Annotated in this window: 24 protein-coding genes and 1 other RNA gene; 8 read left to right on the top strand and 17 right to left on the bottom strand. The window is 65.5% G+C overall.

Annotated elements, in window-relative coordinates:
• The first annotated feature begins 107 nt into the window (after positions 1–107).
• Entirely contained in the window at positions 108–902 is a 795-nt protein-coding gene (locus tag HCU64_RS15515; RefSeq protein WP_233384966.1) for a flagellar hook basal-body protein, read from the top strand.
• Positions 903–1,075: 173 nt separating this feature from the next.
• On the opposite strand, the gene HCU64_RS15510 is transcribed toward HCU64_RS15515, so the two are convergent.
• Entirely contained in the window at positions 1,076–1,876 is an 801-nt protein-coding gene (locus tag HCU64_RS15510) for a HesA/MoeB/ThiF family protein (protein ID WP_233385077.1), read from the bottom strand.
• 75 nt (positions 1,877–1,951) lie between these two features.
• Positions 1,952–2,266 carry a hypothetical protein gene (locus tag HCU64_RS15505; RefSeq protein WP_233384965.1) on the bottom strand — a complete coding sequence of 105 codons (315 nt, stop codon included), beginning with the start codon at positions 2,264–2,266 and terminating at the stop codon, positions 1,952–1,954.
• A gap of 192 nt (positions 2,267–2,458) precedes the next feature.
• Here HCU64_RS15505 and dapE point away from each other — a divergent pair, with 192 nt between their 5' ends.
• Positions 2,459–3,634: a succinyl-diaminopimelate desuccinylase gene (gene dapE, locus HCU64_RS15500; RefSeq protein WP_233384964.1), complete on the top strand. Its 1,176-nt coding sequence runs from the start codon at positions 2,459–2,461 to the stop codon at positions 3,632–3,634.
• Here the strand turns inward: dapE and truA are convergent.
• The 5 genes from truA to HCU64_RS15475 form a co-directional block, all read right to left on the bottom strand.
• The gene (gene truA, locus HCU64_RS15495; RefSeq protein WP_233384963.1) at positions 3,610–4,377 is read right to left on the bottom strand and encodes a tRNA pseudouridine(38-40) synthase TruA; all 768 of its coding nucleotides are present in this window, start codon (positions 4,375–4,377) and stop codon (positions 3,610–3,612) included. The two genes, dapE and truA, sit on opposite strands and share 25 nt — an antisense overlap.
• Positions 4,377–5,306 (bottom strand): methionyl-tRNA formyltransferase, encoded by a 930-nt coding sequence (gene fmt, locus HCU64_RS15490; protein ID WP_233384961.1) that lies wholly within the window; start codon positions 5,304–5,306, stop codon positions 4,377–4,379. The genes truA and fmt overlap by 1 nt, the downstream gene beginning before the upstream one ends.
• Positions 5,307–5,323: 17 nt before the next feature.
• Positions 5,324–5,839, bottom strand: coding sequence for a peptide deformylase (locus HCU64_RS15485; protein ID WP_233384960.1), 516 nt, complete (start codon positions 5,837–5,839; stop codon positions 5,324–5,326).
• A 128-nt stretch (positions 5,840–5,967) separates the two neighbouring features.
• Complete coding sequence (locus tag HCU64_RS15480; RefSeq protein ID WP_233384959.1) at positions 5,968–6,498, bottom strand: isochorismatase family protein; 531 nt, start codon at positions 6,496–6,498, stop codon at positions 5,968–5,970.
• The gene (locus HCU64_RS15475; RefSeq protein WP_233384958.1) at positions 6,492–7,127 is read right to left on the bottom strand and encodes a TetR/AcrR family transcriptional regulator; all 636 of its coding nucleotides are present in this window, start codon (positions 7,125–7,127) and stop codon (positions 6,492–6,494) included. The genes HCU64_RS15480 and HCU64_RS15475 overlap by 7 nt, the downstream gene beginning before the upstream one ends.
• Before the next feature lie 92 nt (positions 7,128–7,219).
• Between HCU64_RS15475 and HCU64_RS15470 the strand changes: the two genes are divergently transcribed.
• A complete protein-coding gene (locus HCU64_RS15470) occupies positions 7,220–8,794 on the top strand; it encodes a 4-hydroxyphenylacetate 3-hydroxylase family protein (protein WP_233384957.1) in 1,575 nt (524 codons plus the stop codon).
• Here HCU64_RS15470 and recR read toward each other — a convergent pair.
• A complete protein-coding gene (recR, locus tag HCU64_RS15465) occupies positions 8,740–9,345 on the bottom strand; it encodes a recombination mediator RecR (protein ID WP_233384956.1) in 606 nt (201 codons plus the stop codon). The two genes, HCU64_RS15470 and recR, sit on opposite strands and share 55 nt — an antisense overlap.
• A gap of 360 nt (positions 9,346–9,705) precedes the next feature.
• Here recR and HCU64_RS15460 point away from each other — a divergent pair, with 360 nt between their 5' ends.
• Positions 9,706–11,322: a phosphoenolpyruvate carboxykinase gene (locus HCU64_RS15460; protein WP_233384955.1), complete on the top strand. Its 1,617-nt coding sequence runs from the start codon at positions 9,706–9,708 to the stop codon at positions 11,320–11,322.
• A gap of 196 nt (positions 11,323–11,518) precedes the next feature.
• Here HCU64_RS15460 and HCU64_RS15455 read toward each other — a convergent pair whose 3' ends face one another.
• The 3 genes from HCU64_RS15455 to HCU64_RS15445 form a co-directional block, all read right to left on the bottom strand.
• Complete coding sequence (locus HCU64_RS15455) at positions 11,519–11,755, bottom strand: hypothetical protein (RefSeq protein WP_233384954.1); 237 nt, start codon at positions 11,753–11,755, stop codon at positions 11,519–11,521.
• Positions 11,756–12,394: 639 nt separating this feature from the next.
• Positions 12,395–12,613 (bottom strand): hypothetical protein, encoded by a 219-nt coding sequence (locus HCU64_RS15450; protein ID WP_233384953.1) that lies wholly within the window; start codon positions 12,611–12,613, stop codon positions 12,395–12,397.
• Between the two features lie 386 nt (positions 12,614–12,999).
• Positions 13,000–13,257 carry a hypothetical protein gene (locus HCU64_RS15445; protein WP_233384952.1) on the bottom strand — a complete coding sequence of 86 codons (258 nt, stop codon included), beginning with the start codon at positions 13,255–13,257 and terminating at the stop codon, positions 13,000–13,002.
• On the opposite strand from HCU64_RS15445, the gene HCU64_RS15440 reads away from it, so the two are divergent.
• Together HCU64_RS15440 and HCU64_RS15435 are read left to right on the top strand one after the other, a co-directional pair.
• Positions 13,250–14,551 carry an HlyD family secretion protein gene (locus HCU64_RS15440; protein WP_233384951.1) on the top strand — a complete coding sequence of 434 codons (1,302 nt, stop codon included), beginning with the start codon at positions 13,250–13,252 and terminating at the stop codon, positions 14,549–14,551. The two genes, HCU64_RS15445 and HCU64_RS15440, sit on opposite strands and share 8 nt — an antisense overlap.
• Positions 14,548–16,719 (top strand): peptidase domain-containing ABC transporter, encoded by a 2,172-nt coding sequence (locus HCU64_RS15435; protein ID WP_233384950.1) that lies wholly within the window; start codon positions 14,548–14,550, stop codon positions 16,717–16,719. Before HCU64_RS15440 ends, HCU64_RS15435 begins: the two co-directional genes overlap by 4 nt.
• 52 nt (positions 16,720–16,771) lie before the next feature.
• On the opposite strand, the gene HCU64_RS15430 is transcribed toward HCU64_RS15435, so the two are convergent.
• From HCU64_RS15430 to ffs, 4 genes are all read right to left on the bottom strand, one after another.
• Complete coding sequence (locus HCU64_RS15430; protein WP_233384949.1) at positions 16,772–17,095, bottom strand: YbaB/EbfC family nucleoid-associated protein; 324 nt, start codon at positions 17,093–17,095, stop codon at positions 16,772–16,774.
• A 177-nt stretch (positions 17,096–17,272) separates the two neighbouring features.
• Positions 17,273–17,791, bottom strand: a complete 519-nt coding sequence (locus HCU64_RS15425; protein WP_233384948.1) for a DUF2478 domain-containing protein — start codon at positions 17,789–17,791, stop codon at positions 17,273–17,275.
• 57 nt (positions 17,792–17,848) lie between these two features.
• Positions 17,849–19,702, bottom strand: a complete 1,854-nt coding sequence (locus tag HCU64_RS15420; RefSeq protein WP_233384947.1) for a DNA polymerase III subunit gamma/tau — start codon at positions 19,700–19,702, stop codon at positions 17,849–17,851.
• Between the two features lie 59 nt (positions 19,703–19,761).
• Positions 19,762–19,858: signal recognition particle sRNA small type (ffs, locus tag HCU64_RS15415), an RNA gene on the bottom strand.
• Between the two features lie 154 nt (positions 19,859–20,012).
• On the opposite strand from ffs, the gene HCU64_RS15410 reads away from it, so the two are divergent.
• Positions 20,013–20,471, top strand: coding sequence for a DUF5991 domain-containing protein (locus tag HCU64_RS15410; RefSeq protein WP_233384945.1), 459 nt, complete (start codon positions 20,013–20,015; stop codon positions 20,469–20,471).
• 17 nt (positions 20,472–20,488) lie between these two features.
• Here HCU64_RS15410 and HCU64_RS15405 read toward each other — a convergent pair whose 3' ends face one another.
• The gene (locus HCU64_RS15405; RefSeq protein WP_442785971.1) at positions 20,489–20,752 is read right to left on the bottom strand and encodes a PepSY domain-containing protein; all 264 of its coding nucleotides are present in this window, start codon (positions 20,750–20,752) and stop codon (positions 20,489–20,491) included.
• A gap of 149 nt (positions 20,753–20,901) precedes the next feature.
• On the opposite strand from HCU64_RS15405, the gene HCU64_RS15400 reads away from it, so the two are divergent.
• Positions 20,902–22,437 carry a YifB family Mg chelatase-like AAA ATPase gene (locus tag HCU64_RS15400; protein ID WP_233384944.1) on the top strand — a complete coding sequence of 512 codons (1,536 nt, stop codon included), beginning with the start codon at positions 20,902–20,904 and terminating at the stop codon, positions 22,435–22,437.
• A gap of 91 nt (positions 22,438–22,528) precedes the next feature.
• Here the strand turns inward: HCU64_RS15400 and HCU64_RS15395 are convergent, their stop codons facing one another.
• Positions 22,529–23,200 carry a GntR family transcriptional regulator gene (locus tag HCU64_RS15395; RefSeq protein WP_233384943.1) on the bottom strand — a complete coding sequence of 224 codons (672 nt, stop codon included), beginning with the start codon at positions 23,198–23,200 and terminating at the stop codon, positions 22,529–22,531.
• Positions 23,201–23,459: the final 259 nt, after the last annotated feature.

Below are 23,459 nucleotides of genomic sequence, written 5' to 3'. Positions count from 1 at the left end.
CAAGTTCATGGAAACAATTAGAAATATCGAGAAATATAGAGAACGATAACCATACTCGCTTAGGACGAATGCGGGGGACGTCACGAATTCCGTACGAGGAGCCTTCGATGAGTCTTTTCGATGCTTTGTCTACCTCGATCACCGGCGTTTCGGCACAGTCTTACGCGCTGAACAACATTTCTGGAAACATCGCCAACACGTCGACTGTCGGCTTCAAAAGCATCAACACGAGCTTCGCCGACATGCTCGCAGAAACTCAACAGACTACTGATGCTCCTGGTGGCGTGTCGATCGGCAAGAGCTCAACCTTGGGCATCCAGGGCATAGTCGCCCTGTCTGGCGTCCCCACCAATCTTGCCATCACCGGGAATGGCTATTTTATCGTCAAACAGGGTACCGGCACGCCGGAAGCACCAAGCTTTTCATCGGATACGGCCTACACGCGGCGCGGTGACTTCTCGCCCGATTCAAACGGCTATCTCGTCAACGGCGCCGGCTACTACCTGTTTGCAGGGCCTTCGGCGACCGCACCCGTGGAGGTCGACGTGAGCAGTGCCAGCGCGCTGTCGTCCCTGTCCGTTTCCTCGTCCGGTGGTCTTACGGCAAACTATGCCGACGGAAGCACACAGTCCCTCGGCTCGCTCACCGTCGCCCAGTTCGGATCTCAGGACGGGCTCGCGACACTCGACGGGAGTGCCTACGTGGCGACGTCGCAATCCGGCGCGCCGACGTTCGGTCTCGATGGCGCAATGATCTCAAGCGGATCGGTCGAGCAGTCCAATTCCGACACCGCGGACCAGTTCTCGAAGATGATCGAGACGCAACAGGCCTACACGGCCAACACGAAGGTCATGAGCGCCACGAACGAGATGCTGCAATCGGCCATCGCGATGTACGTCTGAGCGGCCGAGGGTTTGGCGCGGCCCGCTCCCTTCACCCGACACAGGATGCTTTGCGGAAAGGGAGTTGAGATGGGCATGCCGGCCCGCACTATCCGCTTGAAAATACTCCCGTACGTCGCGGTTGAAGCGGATGTCTCACACGAGGGCGAAGCGCGGAACCCTTTTCGCCATTCTCAGCACGAACGCCCGACCAACCCCTGTACCGTCTCGCCGCTCAGCGGGTTGGCCGGATCCCAGCCGTAGCTCAGCGTCTCGAAGCGCATCGAGCGGGCATCGACCATCAGCAGGCGCCCGACGAGCGACTCACCGAAGGGCACGATCGCGCGGATCACCTCCATCGCCATCAACGAGCCCATGACGCCGGCCAATGCGCCGAGCACCCCGGCCTCGGCGCAGGTTGGAACGGCGCCGTTCGGCGGTGGGTTCGGGAAGAGGCAGCGATAGGTCGGATTGGGGCGACCATCCGGTCCGGCCTCATGCGGACGCAGGGTGGTGAGCGAGCCATCGAATTGACCGAGCGCCGCCGTCACCAGGGGGCGCTCAGCACGGAAGCAGGCATCCGACACGGCATAGCGGGTGGCGAAGTTGTCCGAGCCATCGGCGACGACGTCGTATTCGGCGGCGAGCGCCGCCGCCGTCTCATCGGTCAGGCGGGTGGCATGGGCCACAACCCGCACATGCGGATTGATCAGCGATACCGCCTCGGCGGCACTGTCCACCTTCGGCCGGCCGATATCCGGCGTTCGGTGGATCACTTGGCGCTGCAGGTTCGACAACGACACCACGTCGTCGTCGGCGATGCCAATCGTGCCGATACCGGCCGCGGCAAGATACTGGATCAGCGGTGCACCGAGCCCTCCGGCACCGACGACGAGCACGCGAGCTGCCTTTAGCCGCGCCTGACCCGGACCGCCGATGTCGCGCAGGACGAGGTGGCGGGCATAGCGTTCGATTTCGTCGGAAGACAAAGCCATGATCGGCACATAGTCAGCCAACGTGCCGTGCGATAGCCGCATCCGATACCCAATCGTCAGGCCAGCGATGCGGGCTCAGCCTGACTGCTTGGTGGCGTCGGCCTCGTCCCGTTCGAGGATCAGCCCGGCGAGGTCGCCGCGCTGCCAGGCGAGGCGCATCGGAAACCCATCCGTCCGGCTGCCCGTCACCAGCTTGAAGCGCGGCGGCAGGCGGTTGCGGCCCGGGATCGCAATTCTGGCGCCGGTCGTCGACATGTCGCGCAGGACGCAGCGATATTCGATTCCATCGGGGCACACTGCGATCGCGGGGATGAGCACCGTTTTGCGCGCGAGGCCACGACGCTCAGACGCCGGCTCGGCCGCGGGCGGCCCAGACAGGGACGGAGACATGGGTATCGTTCGCATGAAGACGCAACCTCGCGAAGACACGATCTCGGTGAGGTTATCATTGCCCGCGCAAGCCCCGATCACAACGGCTCTTGCAGGTTGTCCGCAGCTGAGCGTATCGGCAGCTATGCAATTGTGTTTTCCGAGCTTTTTTAACGCGCAAGCAACGGAATGCGGCGCGGCACAGGTGCCGGCATGAGCCTCGATCCAACATCTCCGGTCTCGCTCGCCCAGGCGCTGATCCGCTGCGCCTCCGTCTCGCCGGAGGAGGGCGGGGCGCTGTCGTTCCTCGACGAATTGCTCGGTGGGATCGGCTTCAAAGTCGAGCGGCCGGTGTTTTCGGAAGCCGGCACTCCGGACATCGAAAACCTCTACGCACGGATCGGCACGGGCAGCCCGTGTCTGCTGTTTGCCGGCCATACCGACGTCGTCCCGACGGGAGAGCCCTCCGCCTGGAGCCACGGGCCTTTTTCCGGCGAGATCAAGGATGGCGTGCTCTACGGACGCGGCGCCGTCGACATGAAGGGCGGGATCGCCTGCAAACTGGCCGCGACCCTCGCCTTCCTGCGCGAGCGGTCGGATTTTGCAGGCTCGATTGCCTTCCTGATCACCGGCGACGAGGAGGGGCCGGCGATCAACGGCACGGTGAAGCTGCTCGCTTGGGCGCGGGAGCGAGGCGAGCGTTTCGATCATTGCCTGCTCGGCGAGCCGACCAACCCGAGCCGCCTCGGCGAAATGATCAAGATCGGCCGGCGCGGCTCGCTCACCGGCGTGATTACCGTCCACGGCCGCCAGGGCCATGTCGCCTATCCGCACCGGGCCGAGAATCCGATTCCCGGCCTGGTGCGGCTGTGCTCGGCCCTGATCGACGAGCCGCTCGATGGCGGCACCGCGCATTTCGACGCGTCGAACCTGGAATTCACGACGGTCGACGTCGGCAATCCGGCCACCAACGTGATCCCGGCGAGCGCCAAGGCGGTGTTCAACATCCGCTTCAACGAGGGCTGGAGCGCAGAGAGCCTCGGCGCCGAAATCCAGCGCCGCCTGGAGGTTGCAGCCGGCAACGTCGTGAGCTTCAGCCTCGATCTTCAGCCTTCTAATTCGCCGGCCTTCCTCACCCAGCCCGACGCGTTCGTCGACTTGGTCTCCGGGGCCATCGCGGCCGAGACCGGCCTGACCCCAAAACTCTCGACGACGGGGGGCACCTCGGATGCCCGCTTCATCAAGGATGCCTGCCCGGTGATCGAATTCGGCCTCGTCGGCGAGACCATGCATCAGGTCGATGAATGCGTGGCCGTCGCCGACCTGGAACGGCTGACGGCGATCTATGCCCGCGTGCTCGACGCCTATTTTCCGAAGGGCGGCTCGTAGTCGACGCCGACGAAGGTCAGCCCCTGGGCCGGGGCCATCGGCCCGCAGCGACTGCGGTCGCCGGAGGCGAGGATGTCGGCAACGTCATTGGCGCTGATGCGTCCGCACCCGGCGAGCATCAGGGTGCCGACCATGAAGCGAACCTGATGGTGAAGGAACGAGCGCGCCGAGGTCGCCACCACGATCTCTTCGTGAAGGCCCATGGTGCGGGTCTCGATCCCCATCTGTTCGAGCGTCCGGATCGGGCTTGCCGCCTGGCACTCGGCAGCGCGGAACGCCGAGAAGTCGTGGCGACCAAGCAGCCGGCGCCCGGCCTCCTGCATCAGGCCCGCATCGAGCGGCCAGGGCACGTGCCAGACTTGTGCCCGCACGATCGCCGGAGGAGAGCGCCGGTTGAAGATCCGGTAACGATAGTGCCGGCGGATGGCCCGGTGGCGCGCATCGAAGTCGGGGCTGACGATCTCGGCGTTGACGATGGCGACCGGATGCGGGCGGACATGGGCATTGATGGCGTCGCGCACCGTGTCCGTGCGCCATTCTTTCGCGAGGTCGAGATGGGCGACCTGATGGATCGCATGAACGCCCGCATCCGTACGCCCGGCGCAGGTAAGCCGCACCGTCTCTCCTGAGAAGCGGTGGACGGCCGTCTCGATAACCTCTTGAACCGTCAGGTCTTCGGCCTGCCGCTGCCAGCCGCAGAACGGAGCCCCGTCATACTCGACGATCAGTTTGTAGCGGGGCATCAGACGAGACGGGCGCCGGCGCCGAACCTCGCGCCGCGCAGGAAATCTTCGCCCGTCGCCGTGCCGCCTTTGCCAGCGCGGCGCAGCTCCAGCAAGCGCACCGCACCCTCGCCGCAGGCGACGGTGCAAGCCTCGTCCAGCAGCGTGCCGGGCTCTCCCGATCCGCCCACTGCACGTGCGCGAAGAACCTTTACGCGCTCCGGCCCCTTGCCGAGATCGGCCTCGAAGAACGCTCCCGGAAACGGCGACAAGCCGTTGACGTGGTTGGCGATCTCCTGCGCCGGCCGGCTCCAGTCGATGCGCGCTTCCTCGTTGGTGATCTTGTGGGCGTAGACCACGCCCTCCTCGGGCTGCGGCGTGAACGCGAGATCGCTGGCCGCCAGCGCCGCGAGGGCACGGCTCATCAGCTCGGCGCCGAGCGGCATCAGCGCATCGTGCAGCTCGCCGGCCGTCATGCCCTCGGTGATCGGCAGACGACCTTCCAGGGAGACCGGCCCAGTATCGAGCCCCTTCTCCATCCGCATCACGCCGACGCCGCTCTCGGCATCACCCGCCATGACCGCCCGCTGGATCGGCGCGGCGCCGCGCCATCGCGGCAGCAAAGAGCCGTGCAGGTTGAGGCAGCCGTAGCGCGGTGCGTCGAGGATCAACTGCGGCAGCAGCAGCCCGTAGGCAACGACCACCGCAACGTCGGCCCCGTGGGCGGCGAAGTCCTGCGCTGCCTCGTCCGTGCGAAGGCTGGCGGGCGTATGCACCGTGAGCCCCTCGCTCTCGGCCAGCGCATGGACCGGCGATGGCCTCAAGCTCATGCCGCGGCCTGCCTTGGCAGGTGCCCGAGTATAGACCGCAGGGACCTCGTGCCCATCGGCAAGGATGCGCGCCAGCGTCGGCACGGCGAAGTCCGGCGTACCCATGAAAACGACGCGCATGGCTTTGTGGCCCCGCTTCAGGCGGCGTCGCGCTTGGCGGCCTTGGCGAACTTCTTAATGACCCGGTCGCGCTTCAGCTTCGACAGGTGATCGATGAACAGCACGCCGTTGAGGTGATCGATCTCGTGCTGCAGGCAGGTCGCAAGCAGGCCATCGGCCTCCTTTTCGACCGTCTCGCCATCGAGGTTCATGTAGCGCACCTTGACCCGGTCCGGCCGCTCGACCTCGCCGTAGAACTCGGGAATCGACAGGCAGCCCTCGTCGTAGACGCGCAGTTCCTCCGACGCCCAGACGATCTCGGGGTTGATGAACACGGTCGGGTCGCGCGCTTCTTCTTCCTTGTTGGTGTCGATCGTGACGACGCGCTTGGCCACGCCGATCTGGATCGCGGCCAGGCCGACACCGGGCGCGTCGTACATGGTTTCGATCATGTCCCGCGCGAGCACGCGGATCTCGTCGGTGATCGTCGCCACCGGCTCCGATTTCTGGCGCAGGACGGGATCGGGAAGGATGACCAGAGGGCGGATCGTCATGGGTTGAAGCGGGCTCGATGGCGGCGCCGGAAGGGGCGCGCGGAACAAGCCTTTCGCATACGGTCCGCCCTGCGGACGGTCAAATCCAGGGGCGAAAACAAAAACCTACGGCGGCTCGGGCGGCTCGCTCACTTGATCAACGCGACGATCTCGCGAAACTGCGGGTGCTTGCAGGTGGCAAGCCATTCGAAGGCGACCATCTCCGTCGTGACGATCTCGGCGCCATGCCGCTCCATGCGGCGCAAAGCGGCCTCCTTGCTCTCCGCACGCCGCGCTCCGAGGGCATCACGCACGACGTAGACCTGCCGACCCGCTTCGAGCAGGCCGAGCACGGTCTGCAGCACGCAGACATGTGCCTCGCATCCGGCCACAACGACGGCGCGATCCCCCGGCAGCCTGTCGAGGAAGCCGGACGAGCGCACGGCGTCGAACGTCATCTTGTGTGCGGTCGCTCCCGTCGCGTCGAGTTCCGGCACGGTTGCCCCGAGACCGGCGCGGTTCTGTTCGGTGAACAGGATCGGCACGTCCATAAGCGCGGCCGCGTCGAGCAGACGCCGGGCATTGGCGATCGCGGCCTCGCCATCTTCGATATGCGGCATCAGGCGCGCCTGGAAATCTATGACGAGCAGCGTCGAGCGCTCACGATCCAAGGTCAGCATGGCTTTGCGTCCTGCATCAATGCGCCGATCCGGCCATCGAGATAGGCCTCCATGCGCTCCGCGGCCGAGGCGCCGAACATGCGAATCCGCCCCGTATGCAGCAGGAGCAGCAGCCCCGTGGCATGCGCGAACGTGTCCACCATCAGCAACTCGGCTGCCATCGGGGAGGCGCCGAGTACCCGGGCAGCTTCGGAGATCGGACGCAAAGCGATCGCGAGGTCGTCGTTCAAGGCTTCGTCCCGCTCGCGGCCCAGGCCCTTCGGCTTCATGCCACCCCGAAACAGATAGAAGCCGAGGTCGAGGTCGCGCGGGTTTTCGGCGTAGAACCAGAAGAACGCCATCGCTGCAGCACGCAGCTTCGCCTGCGCGTCTTGCGCCTCCGAGACCGCCTCCGAGACGTGGCGGCCGAGTGCGCGGAGCGAGGTCCGCAGGACGTCCGCGTAGATCGCCTCCTTGGAGTCAAAATGGAAATACAGGGCGGCCGGCGTGTAGCCGGCCCGTGTCGCAATGGCGCGCAAGCTCGCCCCTTCGAGCCCTTCCTCTGAGAAGACCGCGCGAGCCGCATCGAGGATCAGCCCCCGCTTGTGATCACTCACCGCCTGCTGCCGCGCCGCGCGACGAACCGCCATTTCCAACGTTCTCCGAACTCACCCTGGAACGCTTGACAGAAATTCTAACACCGTTCAATTCATCAAACGATTTGCAGGATGATGCCATGCTGATGGACGCTACCGCTTACCGGGAGTCGCTGCGCACCTACCGGCCCCGCGTATTCGTCAACGGCATGATTGTCGAAAGTGTCGCCGACGAGCCGTTGCTCGTCCCCGGCATCAACGGCGTCGGCGTCACCTACGACTTCGCTCACCGGCCCGAGCATGCCGCGGTCATGACCGCGCGGCAGGGCACGTCGGGCAAGACCGTCAACCGGATGCTCCACATCGACGAGACGTCGACCGACCTGCTCCACAAGCTCGAAGCGGTTCGGCTGGTTTGCAAGGTGGCTGGCTGCGCACAGCGCTACCTCTCGCACGATGCCCTCAACGGGCTTTTCCAGGCAACGAAACGGACCGACGAGGCGCGCGGCACCGACTATCACCAGCGCTTCCTCGCCTATCTTCACGACGTCCAGGATAGGGATCTGACCCTCGGCGTCGCCATGACCGACGCGAAGGGCGACCGCTCGAAGCGACCGGGCCAGCAGGCCAATCGCGACGTCTACGTGCACATCAAGGAGCGACGACCGGACGGCATCGTCATCCGCGGCACCAAGGCGATCGTCACCGGCGCCCCTTACATGCACGAATTTCTGGTGATGCCCTGCCGCACGCATACGCGGGAGGATGCCGATTTCGCTGTCTGCTGTGCCGTGCCGATCGATGCGCCCGGTATCACCATCGTGGCGCGCCCGGCGGGGCGCCCCGGCGAGGCGGCAGCAAAATTCTCGGGCAAGTACGGTCAGTCGACGGGTGTCGTGATCTTCGACGACGTTTTCGTTCCGCACGACCGCATTTTCCTCGCGGGCGAGACGGAGGAGGGCGGGTTCCTGACGACCAGCTACGCCACCCATCACCGCCATTCCTGCATCGGCGCTCGAGCCGGCTTCGGCGATCTGCTCATCGGGGCGGGCGCGCTGATGATCGAAGCGAACGGACTCGATCCGGACCGGCACGGCCATATCCGCGACGCGATGGTCGAGCTCATCACAATAACCGAGGGCTTTTTCGCCTGCGGCGTCGCCTCGTCGGTCTATTGCGTGAAGGATTCGGCTGGCTCGGTGATGCCGGACGCCGTGTTCTCGAACATCGGCAAGCTGCTGCTGGCGACCAAGATCTACGACATGCACAAGCTGGCCCATCACGTCTCGGGCGGCCTGATCGTGGCGCTGCCAGGCCCGGACGAGGACCACAACCCGGAGACGCAGGCTTCGTTGTCAGAGGTACTGATGGGCCGGCCCGACATCTCGGCTGAACAACGGCTCGAGGTGTCGCGGCTGATCGAGGACCTCACCGTATCGCATCAAGCCGGCTGGTACTCGGTGATCTCGCTCCATGGCGGCGGCTCACCGGAAGCGATGAAGCGCGAGATCTGGCGCAACTATCCGGTGATGGAGAAGGTCGAGCTGGTCGAGACGCTGTTGGACCGTGGTGTCCTCGACGAGGGGAGGCGGGTGTCGAAACAGCCCGGGCGCTGCTGCACCACCGGCTGCGAGGTGCCTGAGGTCAGCCGTCCTCTCGACTTGCCTCAGAACGCAGAGCGACTCCGGATCGCCGCCGAGAGCGTGCCCTCGTCGAGATAGTCCAGCTCGCCGCCCACCGGGACGCCGTGGGCGAGTCGGGTGATGGTCAGTCCGAGATGGCGCAGGGACTCGGTGACGTAATGCGCCGTCGTCTGGCCGTCGACCGTGGCATTGAGGGCGAGGATGATTTCCTTCACAGCCGGGTCGCTCGCCCGCTCGACCAGTCGCTCGATGTTCAGGTGCTCCGGCCTTACGCCGTCCAGCGCCGAGAGAACGCCGCCAAGGACGTGATAGCGCGCGCTCACCGCGCCAGAGCGCTCGAGAGCCCAAAGGTCCGAGACGTCCTCCACGACCACGAGCGTCGATGCATCACGGCTCTGATCACGGCAGATCGTGCAGGGCTCCGACGTATCGACGTTGCCGCAGGACGAGCAGACGACGATGCGCTCCGCCGCGATCCGCATCGCTTCCGCGAGTGGGCCGAGCAATGTGTCGCGCTTCTTGATGAGCTGTAAAGCCGCCCGCCGCGCCGAGCGCGGGCCAAGTCCCGGCATGCGCGCAAGGAGCTGGATCAGGCGCTCGATCTCCGGGCCGGCGACGGATTGAGGCATGCGAGGCTGCGTCTGGGGACGGGATGGAGGGAGGCGCAACCGGCGGCATACGATGCGGCGGCTCTCCCGCAAAGCGGCACGTTCGAGACGCTCGCTTCCATCGTTCCAGACGGACCATTCATCCACGAAACAGCGAGGCGCACCGTCCCCGCGACCACCGCAGGCTGTGACCAGACAAAAAAAATTTGTGGTCGACCAAAAGTTCAGTTGACGTCAAATCGTCCGCGACCCAAGCCAAGCACATCACGGGACGGTGAACCTGCGCGCGGCGGACCTGAACGACCGCGCGGACGTCCCTCGACAAAGTCAGCAGCCAGACCGTGGCAGCGGTCGCGATCAGGGCTTCGAGGAGAGAGTGACGTGAACAACATCGGCGACTTCAACGAAGCCCATGGCGCGGAGGCCATCGGCCTGCGGAATCTGAAGGCCGTCTACTGGAATCTCGAGGCTCCTCGTCTTTACGAGGAATCGCTTTGCCGTGGCGAGGCGGAGCTGGCCCGCGGCGGCGCCATTGTCGCCAATACCGGCGCCCATACCGGCCGCTCGCCGAAAGACAAATACGTCGTCCGCGACGCCTCCACTGAGGATCAGGTCTGGTGGGAGAATAACGGTTCAATCACGCCCGACCAGTTCGAGACGCTCTATCAGGACTTCCTGAAACATGCCGAAGGCAAGGAGCTCTTTGCGCAGGATCTCTACGGCGGCGCCGATCCGGCCCATCGCGTGAAAGCGCGCGTCTTCGGCGAACTCGCCTGGCACTCGCTCTTCATCCGCAACCTGCTGATCCGGCCCGACCGCGAGGCCATCGCCTCCTACGTGCCGGACATGACGATCATCGACCTGCCGAGCTTCCAGGCCGACCCGGCTCGGCACGGCTGCCGCTCCAAGACCGTGATCGCCATCGACTTCACCAAGAAGATCGTGCTGATCGGCGGCTCGGCTTACGCCGGCGAGATGAAGAAGTCGGTCTTCACCTATCTCAACTACATCCTGCCCGGTAAGGGCGTGATGCCGATGCATTGCTCGGCCAACGCGGCGCTCGACGAGGCCGGCGACTCGGCCTTGTTCTTCGGCCTCTCCGGCACCGGCAAGACCACGCTGTCGAACGATTCCTCACGCCAACTCATTGGCGACGACGAGCACGGCTGGTCGGGCGAAGGCATCTTCAACTTCGAAGGCGGCTGCTACGCCAAGACGATCCGCCTCTCGCGCAACGCTGAGCCCGAGATCTATGCCACCACCGAACGCTTCGGTACGGTGATGGAGAACGTCGTCATCGATCCGCTCTCGCGCATCCCGGATTTCGATGACGCCTCGCGGACCGAAAACACACGCTGCGCCTATCCGCTCGACTTCATCGCCAATGCCAGTTCCACCGGTCGAGCCGCGCATCCGAAGAACATCGTCATGCTGACCTGCGACGCTTTCGGCGTGATGCCGCCGATCGCCAAGCTGACCGGCGCCGAGGCGATGTACCACTTTCTCTCGGGGTACACCGCGAAGGTGGCCGGCACCGAGCGCGGCCTGACCGGTCCCGAGGCGACGTTTTCGACCTGCTTCGGCGCCCCCTTCATGCCGCGCCATCCGAGCGTCTATGGCAACCTGCTGCGCGAGCTGATCGCCAAGCATCACGTCGATTGCTGGCTGGTGAATACCGGCTGGACCGGTGGCGCCGTCGGCACCGGCCGTCGCATGCCCATCCGTGTCACGAGGCGCCTGCTCTCGGCGGCCCTCGACGGCTCGCTCTCCAAAGCCGAGTTCCGGCGTGACCCGTATTTCGGCCTCGCGGTGCCGGAATTCGTGCCGGGCGTTGAACCGCACGTGCTCTCCCCGGTGAAGACCTGGCAGAACAAGGCGGCCTTTGCAGAGACCGCGACCCGGCTGGTCGAGATGTTCCGCGAGAATTTCAAGCGCTTCGAGGATCACGTCGATGCCGACGTGCGCGCCGCCGAGCCGGTCGCTTCGATCGCCGCCTGAGGCGTCGCGCTGCACCCATCGATGGCGAGTTCCGGCCCAGGCGTCGGTCGCTCAGGGATCCTGAGAAACATAGCGCCGGCGATGAGGGTCGAAGCCTAAAACACGTGCGCCGCCCGTGAGGGCGGCTCTGCACAAAGCAACGGCGGCAGCGAGGTTAGGGGGACCCTCGCTGCCGCCGTCGACCTGTCGGAGAGGCTTACTTGCCGCCGAGGCCGACGCTGCCGGTCACACCACCGACGACGCCGCCGACCGCACCGAGCACGGTGCCGAGCAGGCCGCTCACAAGTCCACCGACCTGATCGACCGTACCGGACACGGCACCGAGTTCCTGGCTGAGATCGACCGTGGCCCCAACACCGACGCTGAGGCCGCCCCCGACCTCATCGAGTTCCGACGCATTAAGCTCGCGGATGGTCTCGATGTTCTGCGACATAAATATTCTCCTGAAATGACAGGCTATATCCAAGCTCATCCCAAAAGATGACCCGGCTTAAAACCTCATCACGAAGCGTTGGATACGCATCGCCCCATAACGTGACCATTCATTGGACTGGGGATCAACCCAGGTTTCTGCCACGTTTATGGCATGCGCTTGGACTCTGATCTTTGAAAGACCGATTGCGATACCCGCGGCAGAGGAGCATCCGCCCAAGAACGTTGAGCTTTTTGGGATCGCTGCAGTGCAGCATCGGGGTGAAAGCGGTGTGCGACATTACGGCCGAGCCTAGTGCCGAGCCGCCCCACCAATTAATTGGTATTGCTGGTCTTTTTTGGCTATATGCGGCAGGATGCCGCGGCAAAAGGTTGCGGTTGGGGCAATCTGGCACTTCAAGACACACGACAGGCGATCACGCCCTCGTGAGGCCGATCTCCAAGGTCGTATAATTTTTGACAAAATCCGATCGATCTCGGCTGAGCCGTCAAGTTGCGACCACGCCAAAAGAATTGGGCGCTACCGAAACCGCGCGCGGCCGAACCTTGGCAAAAAGATGGCGGAATGTGGCGCCGCCACAGGCGAGCGGCCAGCAGCCACGATTTCAGCTGCCGGCCACCTCGCACAGGGTTGGGCGGCTTACTTGCCCGTGAGGCCGCCGAGCGAGCCGAGCAGTCCGCCGGCGAGGTCCTCGACGAGGCCGCGGACATTGGTCACCGCGCCAGCGGGGATCGAATGAACCGTATCGATCAGCTCGTTCAGGCCGCCGATGCTCACCGATAGCTCAGACTGGCCACCGCCAACCTCATCCAGCTCGGCCGCGCTCAGTTCGCGAACGGTGTCGAAGTTCTGCGACATAAACATTCTCCAATTCGATCCATGAATAGCGAAGACGGCTTCCCAGCCGCGAAAGAAGCATTGGATTGGCCTCTTCTGAAAAACATTCGATCATTTGCAGTACATTTCGGCAACAGCAGAAAATTCCGCCGCCATTATCGATCAGTTACTCACAAACTCGTGATATTAGCAGAATATACTTCTCTCGCGCCGTGAGCCCCAGCGCAGATTGTCGGGCGCGAAGCGACGGGTTCCGGGGTTCGACGGCGATGGTATGGAGTAAGACAGCGGGCACTCAATTCAGCAAATAAAGCACGCTGAAAATTGATCATTTTCCGGAACATGCGGCAGGGCGCCGCAGGAGATCGTGCCTGCTTCTTGGTCGAAATTTTGAATTCAAGAGAAGGCTATTGCCGTAAATCGGCAACCAACAGTGCGGACAAAATGTCTTTACTGCTGCACTTCTGATCGCTGGCAGATCGAACCGCGTTGGCGGATCGGCTCAGAATGATCGCCCCCTTGAGCACAGCGGCCGTTTTGGTGGTCATGTGCTGCTCTCTAGCGCGTGACGGCCGCTCGGATTGCTTGGCCTTCCCTCCTGTGACAAGCCGGCGTCGGCAAAACCCGCGCAGGCCCGGCGCGTCATCACAGGTGTTCATGTCCACGCCGCTATTCCGCAAGGAAGTCACCGAGGCGCGCCGCAATGCGTGGCTCGGCGAGGCCCAGATCGTTCAGCCCCTCCCGATCCGGATCGTCGCTTATGTCTGCATCGGCCTGGTTCTGGCGACGCTGCTCTATGCGGTGCTTGGCACGTACACCCGCCGCGTCCACGCTCAGGGGCTGCTCGCGCCGGATGTCGGCCTGATCACCGTAGCGAGCCCTGTCGCCGGCCGAGTCAGCGCCTCGGGCGTCAAGGAAGGCGACAAGGTCGAGCAGGGGCGTCTTCTCTACACGGTCGACGTCGACGCCGTTTCCGCCAGCGGGCCGACCCAGGAGCGCGTCATTGCACAGCTCGGCCGCCAAAAGGAGAGCATGGAGGAACAGCGCCGCCTGCGCGCGTCCATGGCCGGAACCGAGAAGCGCTCTCTGCAGGAGCAGATCGCCAACCTCGAATCCCAGTCCGAGCAGATCAAGCAGCAGGTCGAGCTCCAGGAGAAGCTGGTCCCCCCGCTCAAGGCCCGGGCGGACGAGCTGGCGTCGGCCGTCTCGCGAGGTTTCGCAAGGGCGGCCGATTTCCAGAACCAGAACTACCTCTACATGCAGTCGACTTCGCAGCTCGCGCAGTTCCGCCAGAGCTCGCTGCAGATCGAAGGCAAGCTCGCGGATCTGAAGTCTCAGTACAGCTCCTTCGACGAGAAGCTCGCCAAGGATCTTTCCGAGATGGACCGCGCGGCCGCCCAGCTCGAACAGCAGAAGGCAGAGAGCGAGGCCAAGCGCGCCATCGAGATCCGCGCGCCCGAGAAGGGCATCCTCACCTCGATCCGTGCCCAGCCCGGCCAGAGCGTCGCGGCCGGCGCCACCCTGCTGACACTCCTACCGAGCGAGGGGCGGCTACAGGCGAACCTCTATGTAGATTCCTCGGCGATTGGCTTCATCGAGACCGGCGCGAGCGTGATGCTGCGCTACGCCGCCTTCCCGTTCCAGCGCTTCGGGCTCTATCGCGGCGTCGTCACCGAGGTGACGCGTGCGCCGTTGGAGGGCGAGGACGCGCCAGACGAGATGAAGCGCAAGAGCCAAGGCGGCGTCTACCGCATCGTGGTCAAGCCCGATGACGATGGTGTGCTGGCCTATGGCGAGAAGCGCCGCCTCGAGGCCGGGATGCGCGTCGAGGCCGACATCGCCCTCGAACAGCGCGCGCTCTATCGCTGGCTGCTGGACCCGCTTTACCACGTGAAGCGCAGCGTCGACCTCGTCACCGATGGCGGCCCACTGGCCAGCCCGAAGGGGCTGCAAAAGTGAAGCTTCTCGACAGCATCTCGCAGGCTGGCCTGCAATTCGGCTTTGGCCGGCGCCTGCCGGTCATCCTGCAGGCGGAAGCCGCGGAGTGCGGCATGGCTTGCCTGGCCATGGTGCTCGGCTTCCACGGGCGCGAGACCGATCTCGGCGCCATGCGCCGCCGTCACGCCCTCTCGCTCAAGGGCATGACGCTGCGCAACCTGATGGACCTGTCGGGTACGATGGGCCTCTCGACCCGCGCCCTGCGGATAGAGCTGAAGGATCTCGGGCGCCTCAAGGTGCCCGCCATTCTTCACTGGGGCCTCAACCACTTCGTGGTGCTGGCCTCGCTCACCCGCGGCGGCATCGTGATCCACGACCCCGCCCGTGGTCGGCGCACGCTCACGCTCGAGGAGGCCTCGCGCGATTTCACGGGTGTCGCGCTGGAGGTGACGCCGAACCAGAGCTTCGTGCGCGAGAAGGTCACCAAGGGCCTCGCGCTGGGCGATCTCTTCCGGAACCTGCGCGGCATCCGACCGGCGATGATGTCGATCCTGGCGCTCTCGATCGGCATCGAGCTCGTCAACATCCTGATGCCGATCGCCTCGCAGATCGTCATCGACGAGGTCATCGTCAACGCGGATCTCGACCTGCTCCTCGTCGTCGCCATCGGCCTCGCGCTGCTGCTGCTGATCCAGCTGGCGCTGGGCGTCGCCCGGACCTGGGCGATCATGCTGACGGGCACCAAGCTGAATTACCAATGGTCCGGCAGCCTGTTCGACCATCTCTCGCGGCTGCCACTCGACTATTTTGAGAAGCGGCATGTCGGCGATGTGATCTCGCGCTTCGGCTCGCTCGCCACCATCCAGAAGGGACTGACCACCGATCTCGTCCAGGCAGTGCTCGACGGCGTGATGTCGATCGGCATGCTGATCATGCTCTTCCTCTACGGCGGCTGGCTGGCGCTGGTGGCGCTGCTTTCCACCGCGATCAATGCCGGCCTGCGCATCGTCGCCTACAACGCCTACAAGGAGGGGACCGAAGAGGCGATCGTCGCCGAGGCCCGTCAGCAGACGCACTTCATCGAGACCGTGCGCGGCATGGCGAGTGTGAAGCTGCTCGGCCTGCGCGAGCGGCGGCGCGGCACCTGGATGAACCAGTTCGTTACGGCACTGAACGCGCGGCTGCGGCTCCAGCGCCTCGACCTCGTCTTCGGCCGCGCCAGCGAGCTTCTGGCCGGCGCCGACCGACTGATCCTATTGGTGCTGGGGGCACGCGCGGTGATCGACCAGTCGATGTCCCTCGGCATGCTGGTGGCCTTCCTGACCTACCGCGATCAGTTCTCGACCCGCGTCGGCAACCTGATCAATTCCGGCTTCCAGTTGCGCATGCTCAACGTGCAGACCGACCGGCTCTCGGACATCGTCATGACCGACCCGGAAGAGCCGGCCAACGCCAAGCCCGTGGCCGCCCCGGCCACGATCGAGGGCGGGGCTCCGCGCGGGTCGATCGTCGCCAATGGCCTGTCCCTGCGTTACGGCGCCGACGAGCCTTGGGTCTTCCGCAATCTCAGCTTCCAGGTCGCACCGGGCACCTGCTTCGCCATCATCGGCCCCTCGGGCTGCGGTAAGAGCTCGGTGATGAAGATCCTCATGGGCCTTCTCTCGGCCACGGAGGGCAATGTCCTGATCGACGGGCGGGACATCAAGACGGTGGGCGCTGCCGCCTATCGCAAGCGCATCGCCGGCGTGATGCAGAGCGACGGCCTCTTCGCCGGCTCCATCGCCGAGAACATCGCCTGTTTCGACGAGCATCCCGACCCGGCCTGGATCGAGGAATGCGCTGCCCGCGCCGCCATCCTCAACGACATCCGCAAGACACCGATGGGCTTCGAGACACTCGTGGGCGACATGGGCTCGACGCTCTCGGGCGGTCAGAAACAGCGTGTGATCCTCGCACGCGCCCTCTACCAGCGTCCGGAAATCCTGTTTCTCGACGAGGCGACGAGCGCGCTCGACGAGCCCACCGAGGCCGCGATCGCGCAGGCGCTCCGCGAGTTCAAGATGACGCGTGTCATCGTCGCCCACCGCCCGGCGACGATCGCCCATGCGGACCATGTGCTGGAATTCGAGCGCCTGCTGCCAGTGCCCGGTGCTCTTCAATCGACAAGAGCTCCCGAACCGGTTTCCTGAGACCTTGGACGACCAGCCTCCCTCCCCAGGAGGGAGGCTTCCCGGCGAAGCCCTAAAAAGGCAGTTTCATGCCCGGGGGCAGCGGAAGGCCCTTGGTCAACTCGGCCATCTTCTCCTGGGCGGTGGCCTCCGCCTTGCCGCGGGCATCGTTGACGGCGGCGACGATGAGATCCTCGAGGATCTCGCGCTCGTCCGGGATCATCAGCGCCGGATCGATCGCTACGCCCTTGACCAAGCCCTTGGCCGTCATCGTCACATTGACCGCGCCGCCACCCGAGGCGCCGCTCACCTCGACGGTATCGAGTTCGCCTTGCAAGGAACTCATTTTCTCCTGCATGGCCTGAGCCTGCTTCATGATGCCCATGATGTCGCGCATGAGATGGAAGATCCTTCGTTTCGCACGGCCGACGACGTCATCGGAGAAGTTCCGTCGGCGCGCATCTCTATGTCTTGGACGAGGTTTCGAGTCGAAGCGCCCCGGTGAAGATCTGAGCGACCTCTAACACGAAGGCGGTGGGCCGGGGCACGACCGACACGGTGAGCCGGCGAAGGTTCAGGCAGCAACGCGCGGTGCGACCGCGTTCACCCAGTCCGCGAGCGAGAGGGGGTCCGGGTCCAGCCAAGCCACAGAGGGCATGGCCGCTTTCAAGGCATCAACATGTTTGGCAGAGACGGTCGTGAGCAGCGGCTTGGCATGGCCGATCCCTTCGGCGAAAGCTTCCCACAGGCCTTGTTGCCCCGCCTCCAGCTTTCCGAACTTGCTGAGGACGATCACGTCGCTTGCAGGAATCTGCGGTAGCAGCTGCATGCAGGCAGCGCCCACGCCATCGGTGTCGAGATGGCAACTCGATCCGGCCGGCGCCTGATCGAGCGCCATCGAAAACCGCCGACCCGAGACCAGGTCGCGAAGGAACCCGGCGCTGCAGGCAGCATCCTCGCTCTGCAGCTCCGCCAGAACCCCAACGACCGCGTAGCCGAGGCCGCGCCAGCTTGCCGCTACACTATCGAGCAGTGCTTGGTTGTCGGTGCCGTCGCGGTTGACGATGACGGAGATCTTGCTTGGAGCGATCATCGGAAGAGCCGACTTCTGGAAGCCGCGTGCGCGTGACCGCGAAGCAGCGGGTTACGATCAAGCGTCGTCGTCCACCTCGTCCTCGCCCATGGCATCGGGCGGCGGCGGCATCTCGGCGATATCGGCGGCAGTGTCCTGAGCCTTGTCGCGCACGTCGACGATCTGGGCGCCGGGGAAACGCGCTAGGACCTCGCGCACCAGCGGGTGGCTCGCCGCATCGCGATGGCGGTTCTCCTCTAGCTCGCGAGCTGCGGCGGCCAGCGTCGGCGCGCCGGCCTCCCGCGATACGCTGACCAGCCAATTGCGACCGGTCCATTGCTGGAGCGCCTTGGACAGGTCGACCGGCAGGCTCGACTTCGCGCCCTGGCCGAGGCGCAGCTCGATCCGCCCTTCCTCAAAGCGAACAAGGTGCACGTCGCGTTCGAGGGCAATCTTAAGGGTGATGTCGCGGCGCTCATTGGCCAGCGCCACCACGTCCTCGAAGCGCCCGAGACGCGGCGCCTGCGGCTGCGGAGAGGCCGCAACGACGGTCTCGGGCGAGGGCGCAGGCCGTGGCATTGCCCCGCCGCCCTGCACCGCGGAGAGCTGGGGCCTCGGCGAATCCGGCAGCGAGGCGCGCGGGGCGGGCAGGGGGCGCCCGCCGCCTTCGGAGCCGGGACCGGCGCCGGAGCCCACATCGCTCCTCAGGCTGCGCAGGGCCTCGTCGGGCGTCGGCAGGTCGGCGGCATAGGCGAGACGCACGAGCGCCATCTCGGCCGCCGCGAGCGGGCGCGGCGCGGCCTGCACCTCGGGGATCGCCTTGAGCAGGATCTGCCAAGCGCGCGACAGCGCCCGTACCGAGAGTTTTTGTGCGAACTCGGCTCCGCGGGTGCGTTCGACATCGCTCAGCGACGGATCGGCTGCGGCAGCCTCGGGCACCAGCTTCAGGCGCGTGACGAGGTGCGTAAATCCGGCGAGATCCGACAGCACGATCCCGGGATCGGCGCCGGAATCATATTGCGCACGCAACTCGCCGAAGGCGGCCGGGATGTCGCCGCGCATGGCGGCTTCGAACAGGTCGACCACGCGGCCACGATCGGCGAGGCCGAGCATGTCGCGCACCGAGGCAGCGCTCACCGCGCCGGCGCCGTGGGCGATGGCCTGGTCGAGCAACGAGAGTGCATCACGCACAGAGCCCTCGGCCGCGCGTACGATGGCGGCAACGGCCTCGGCTTCCGCCTCGACGCTCTCGGCCGTGCAGATCTTCTTGAGATGCTCTGACAGGACGTCCGCCTCGACGCGACGCAGGTCGAAACGCTGGCAGCGCGACAGAATCGTCACCGGAACCTTGCGGATCTCGGTGGTGGCGAACACGAACTTCGCGTGGGGCGGCGGCTCTTCCAGCGTCTTCAGGAAGGCGTTGAACGCCTTCTCCGAGAGCATGTGGACCTCGTCGACGATGTAGACCTTGTAGCGCGCCGAGACCGGCCCGTAGCGGATGCCGTCGATGATGGAGCGCACGTCGTCGATGCCGGTATGGGAGGCGGCGTCCATCTCGAGCACATCGAGATGGCGCGATTCCATGATCGCCTGGCAGTGCAGACCGAGTTCCGGCATCTCGACGGTAGGGCCTGTATCGGGCTGGCCTGGACGCACGTAGTTCAGGCCGCGCGCTAGGATACGTGCAGTGGTGGTCTTGCCGACGCCGCGCACGCCCGTGAGCATCCAGGCTTGCGGAATGCGGTTCGCCTGGAAGGCGTTGGCCAGCGTGCGTACCATGGCGCCCTGGCCGATCAGGTCGTCGAAGGTCTGCGGACGGTATTTGCGGGCAAGAACCCGGTACGGAGTCGCGACATTTCGGGCGGCGGGCGCAGACGCCGGCATGCCAGGCAACCCCGGCTCATCGATCAGCGTGCCGAGAGTGTCGTCCATGCCGCGTTAGATGTCGGGTTGTGCCCCTCCCCGGGGCGGCGCACTCGCCGAGAGGCGAGGGTGGGAGGCTGGACAAAGACCCGCTCGGTCTCGTTAGGGCTGCTTCCTTCCGGACCTGACCCGGTTGGCGAGTGATACGTCCCTCGCCAACCTCCCGAGCCGTATATGGCCGGCATGCTCGGACGATGCAAGCCGGATCGAGCCGGCTGCCGCGAGCCACCACGTTTCCTCGCTCACGATCTGGGATGTCGGATTTTGACCACAAGGATCGCCATCGTCTTCCCGATCGTCGTGAAGAGGTTGGGACGCCATGAGACAGCTGGGAGCCGCCATAATCGCCATCGCCGCCCTCGGCGGAGCCGATGCCCAGGCGCAAACGACAGCTGACTGGAAGGGTGCCTACAGCTACACGTTCGACGGCGGCAAGACCGCGGGCGGTTCTCCGATCCTGATAACCTACGATCTCGTCGTGGTACCGGGTGCGGCACGCGGCGGCTGCCTCGTCTCGGCGAGCGGCTTCCAGACGGACGAGCGCATCGTCTGCCACGCCAGTGGAGATGCGAAAGCCCTGAGCGTGATGTTTCACGGTTACGACGATGGCCGGACCGTCAACAAGTATGGCGTCGCCATCTACAAGCCGGGCCAGACCCTGTTCACGCTGGAACGCGGGGAGGACGGCAAGGTGCTGACCCGATGGGACGGGTTTCGCCCAGACCTGCCGGCGGGAGCCGCCGGTCCGGGCGAGTACTTCAAGGCGACGAAGCGCTGAGCGGCCGCGAGCGCCGATCACTCAGCCTTGCGCTTGACGATCTCGAGCGTCTTGGGGTCGAGCTTGAGATCCGACTTCTTGCCGTTCGCGTCGATGGCATCGTCCACCTCGATCATACCGTCGTCTAGCTCGATCTCCTTCCAGGTCGTGAAGCCCTGCTTCTTGAGAACCTCCTCGACCTTGGACTGCTGCTCGGCCGGCAACTTCTGGTCGGCGAAAGCAGGTGCTGCGAGGGCGAGCGAGAGGACCATGGCGGACAGGCCGAAAGCGCGTGCGGACATGAGAGATCTCCGGAACTGAGGGAACGCCTTGCGAACGGCCCAACCTGCCGAGCGTTCCACCACCGTCCCCAGCGAGCCGGCAGCCTGCGGTTGTCACGACACAACGCCAAGCTTAAGCTTGAGCGCGGATAAGGGGCTCGCATTTCGACATGGTCACGCGCGTCGCCACCGTGGCCTTCGAGGGGATCGAGGCGCGGGCCGTCGACGTTCAGGTGCAGATCGCGGCCGGCATGGTCGCGTTCAACGTGGTCGGGCTGCCCGACAAGGCGGTGGCAGAATCACGCGAGCGAGTGCGGTCGGCGCTGATCGCCTCGGGACTGGCCCTGCCGGCCAAGCGCATCACCGTGAACCTCGCGCCCGCCGACCTCCCGAAGGAGGGCTCGCATTACGACCTGCCAATCGCGCTCGGTGTAATGGGTGCCATCGAAGCCCTGCCGGCCGACGCGCTCGCCGGCTATTGCGTGCTCGGCGAGTTGGCGCTGGACGGTTCGCTCACCGCGGTCGCAGGCGTGTTGCCGGCGGCGATGGCAGCCAACGAGCGCGGGCTGGGCCTGATCTGTCCCGCCGCCTGTGGGCCGGAAGCGGCCTGGGCGGCCGGCGACATGGACGTGCTGGCGCCGCGCTCGCTGATCCAGCTCGCCAACCACTTCAAGGGCAGCCAGGTCATGGCGCGGCCGGTAGCCGCCATCGCTGCATCGAGCGGACCGCTGCCGGATCTGCGCGACATCAAGGGCCAAGAGGGCGCCAAGCGCGCATTGGAGATCGCGGCAGCTGGAGGGCACAACCTCTTGATGAACGGGCCGCCCGGAGCCGGCAAGTCGATGCTGGCCGCCCGGCTGCCATCGATCCTGCCGGCTCTGTCGCCGCGAGAATTGCTCGAAGTCTCGATGATCCAGTCGGTGGCCGGACAGATCAAGGGCGGCGCGCTCTCAAACCGGCGGCCGTTCCGGCAGCCGCACCACTCGGCCTCGATGGCAGCACTGGTCGGCGGCGGCATCAATGCACGGCCTGGAGAGGCGTCACTCGCCCATGGTGGCGTGCTGTTCCTAGACGAATTGCCGGAGTTCCAGCCGCAGGTGCTCGACTCGCTGCGCCAACCTATGGAGACGGGCGAAGTGATGATCGCGCGCGCCAACCACCGCGTGACCTATCCGGCCCGCTTCCAGCTCGTCGCGGCGATGAATCCATGTCGTTGCGGGCAGGCGCTGGAGCCGGGCTATGCCTGTCGGCGCGGACCGAACGATCGCTGCATGGCGCAGTACGGCGCGCGCATCTCCGGTCCGCTGCTCGATCGCATCGACCTGCGCATCGAGGTCGGCGCGGTCACCGCCGCCGACCTGATCCTGCCGCCACCCGCCGAGGGCTCGCGCGAAGTGGCAGCCCGAGTCAGTGCCGCGCGCGAGCGACAGACGAAGCGCTACGCCGAACACGGCCTCGGCCCCGCGATCACCAATGCCACCTGCCCGGCGACCGTCATCGAAGAGGCGGCCGCGCCGGACGCCGACGGCACCGCCCTGATCCGCGACGCCGCCGAAACGATGCGGCTCTCCGCCCGCGGCTTCCACCGGACACTACGGGTGGCACGAACGCTGGCGGATCTCGACGGGGAGGAGAGAGTGCGGCGCATCCATCTCGCCGAGGCGTTGTCTTATCGGGCGCGGGCAGACAAGCCGATCCAGGCCTGAGGCGCTTCGCGCCGAGATGGACGCCGAATTACTAAAAGTATCGCCGCATCGATCGATTGACTTGGTGATCCCTTTCAGTCGGGGCGCGGCCCTAACCGTCCGTCTGCTCGGCAATGTAGCGGCCGAGCGCGCTCGCGGCGTTGAGCATGTGGGCGCGCATGTGCCGTGCCGCGGACTCGCCGTCGCCCTGTGCCATGGCGGCGAGTATGGCGCCGTGCTCATCGCGCGAGAATCGGATGCGCTCGCCGTGCCGCAGTTGCGTCCGGCGAAAGGCCGAGAGCCGCCAGCGAATGCCGAGCGCCTGCTCCGCCATGAAGGCGTTGTGCGTCGCCTGATACAGAGTTTCGTGGAAGGCCCGGTTGAAAGCGTCGTAGGCGTCGACGTCCCCGGCCTCGACAATCGCTGCCGAGGACTCGTGCAGGTCGATCAGGCGGCTGCGTTCGAGGAGCGTCATCCGGTAGGTCGCGAGACGCGTGCACATCGCCTCGATCTCGGCGGTCGTCTCGAACATGTCGGCGATGCGCTCGGGCGTCATACGCGTGACGACGGCGCCGCGGCGCGGACGTAGCTCGACGAGGCCGTTGAAGGCGAGCTGGCGCAGAGCCTCCCGGACCGGTGTGCGCGAGGCGCCGAAGCGCGAGGCGAGTTCCTGCTCGTCGAGCGCCGTGCCGGCAGCGAGGCTGCCCGAAGTGATGGCGTCGGTCAGCGCATTGTGGATGCGGTCCGAGAGTAGCTCCCGCTCCTCGATTACTTCGCCGTCCATCGCCCGCACCCTCGTTCCGCCCTGCGCCAACCTGAGCCGACGCCCAACCTGAGCGTCAAGCCATGCGGCGAGCCGCCATCCCTCGTCCATGCGATTTTTTGGTGAAGCGGGACGGCCACTGTGAGAGGGTCCTAACACACGGCCAGTACACGACCGGCACCGGCCGGTCGTCGCGCTCGACCGTGAATACGCAATGAAAGGTTTTGCACGTTTCCGTATTCAGAACAGCACAAGATCGCTTGAAAATATACGAAACTGT

Source organism: Methylobacterium sp. C25 (assembly GCF_021352225.1).
Taxonomy (GTDB): Bacteria; Pseudomonadota; Alphaproteobacteria; order Rhizobiales; family Beijerinckiaceae; genus Methylobacterium.
Note: the sequence above shows the minus strand (reverse complement) of the source record. Positions and strands in the feature narration are given on the sequence as shown.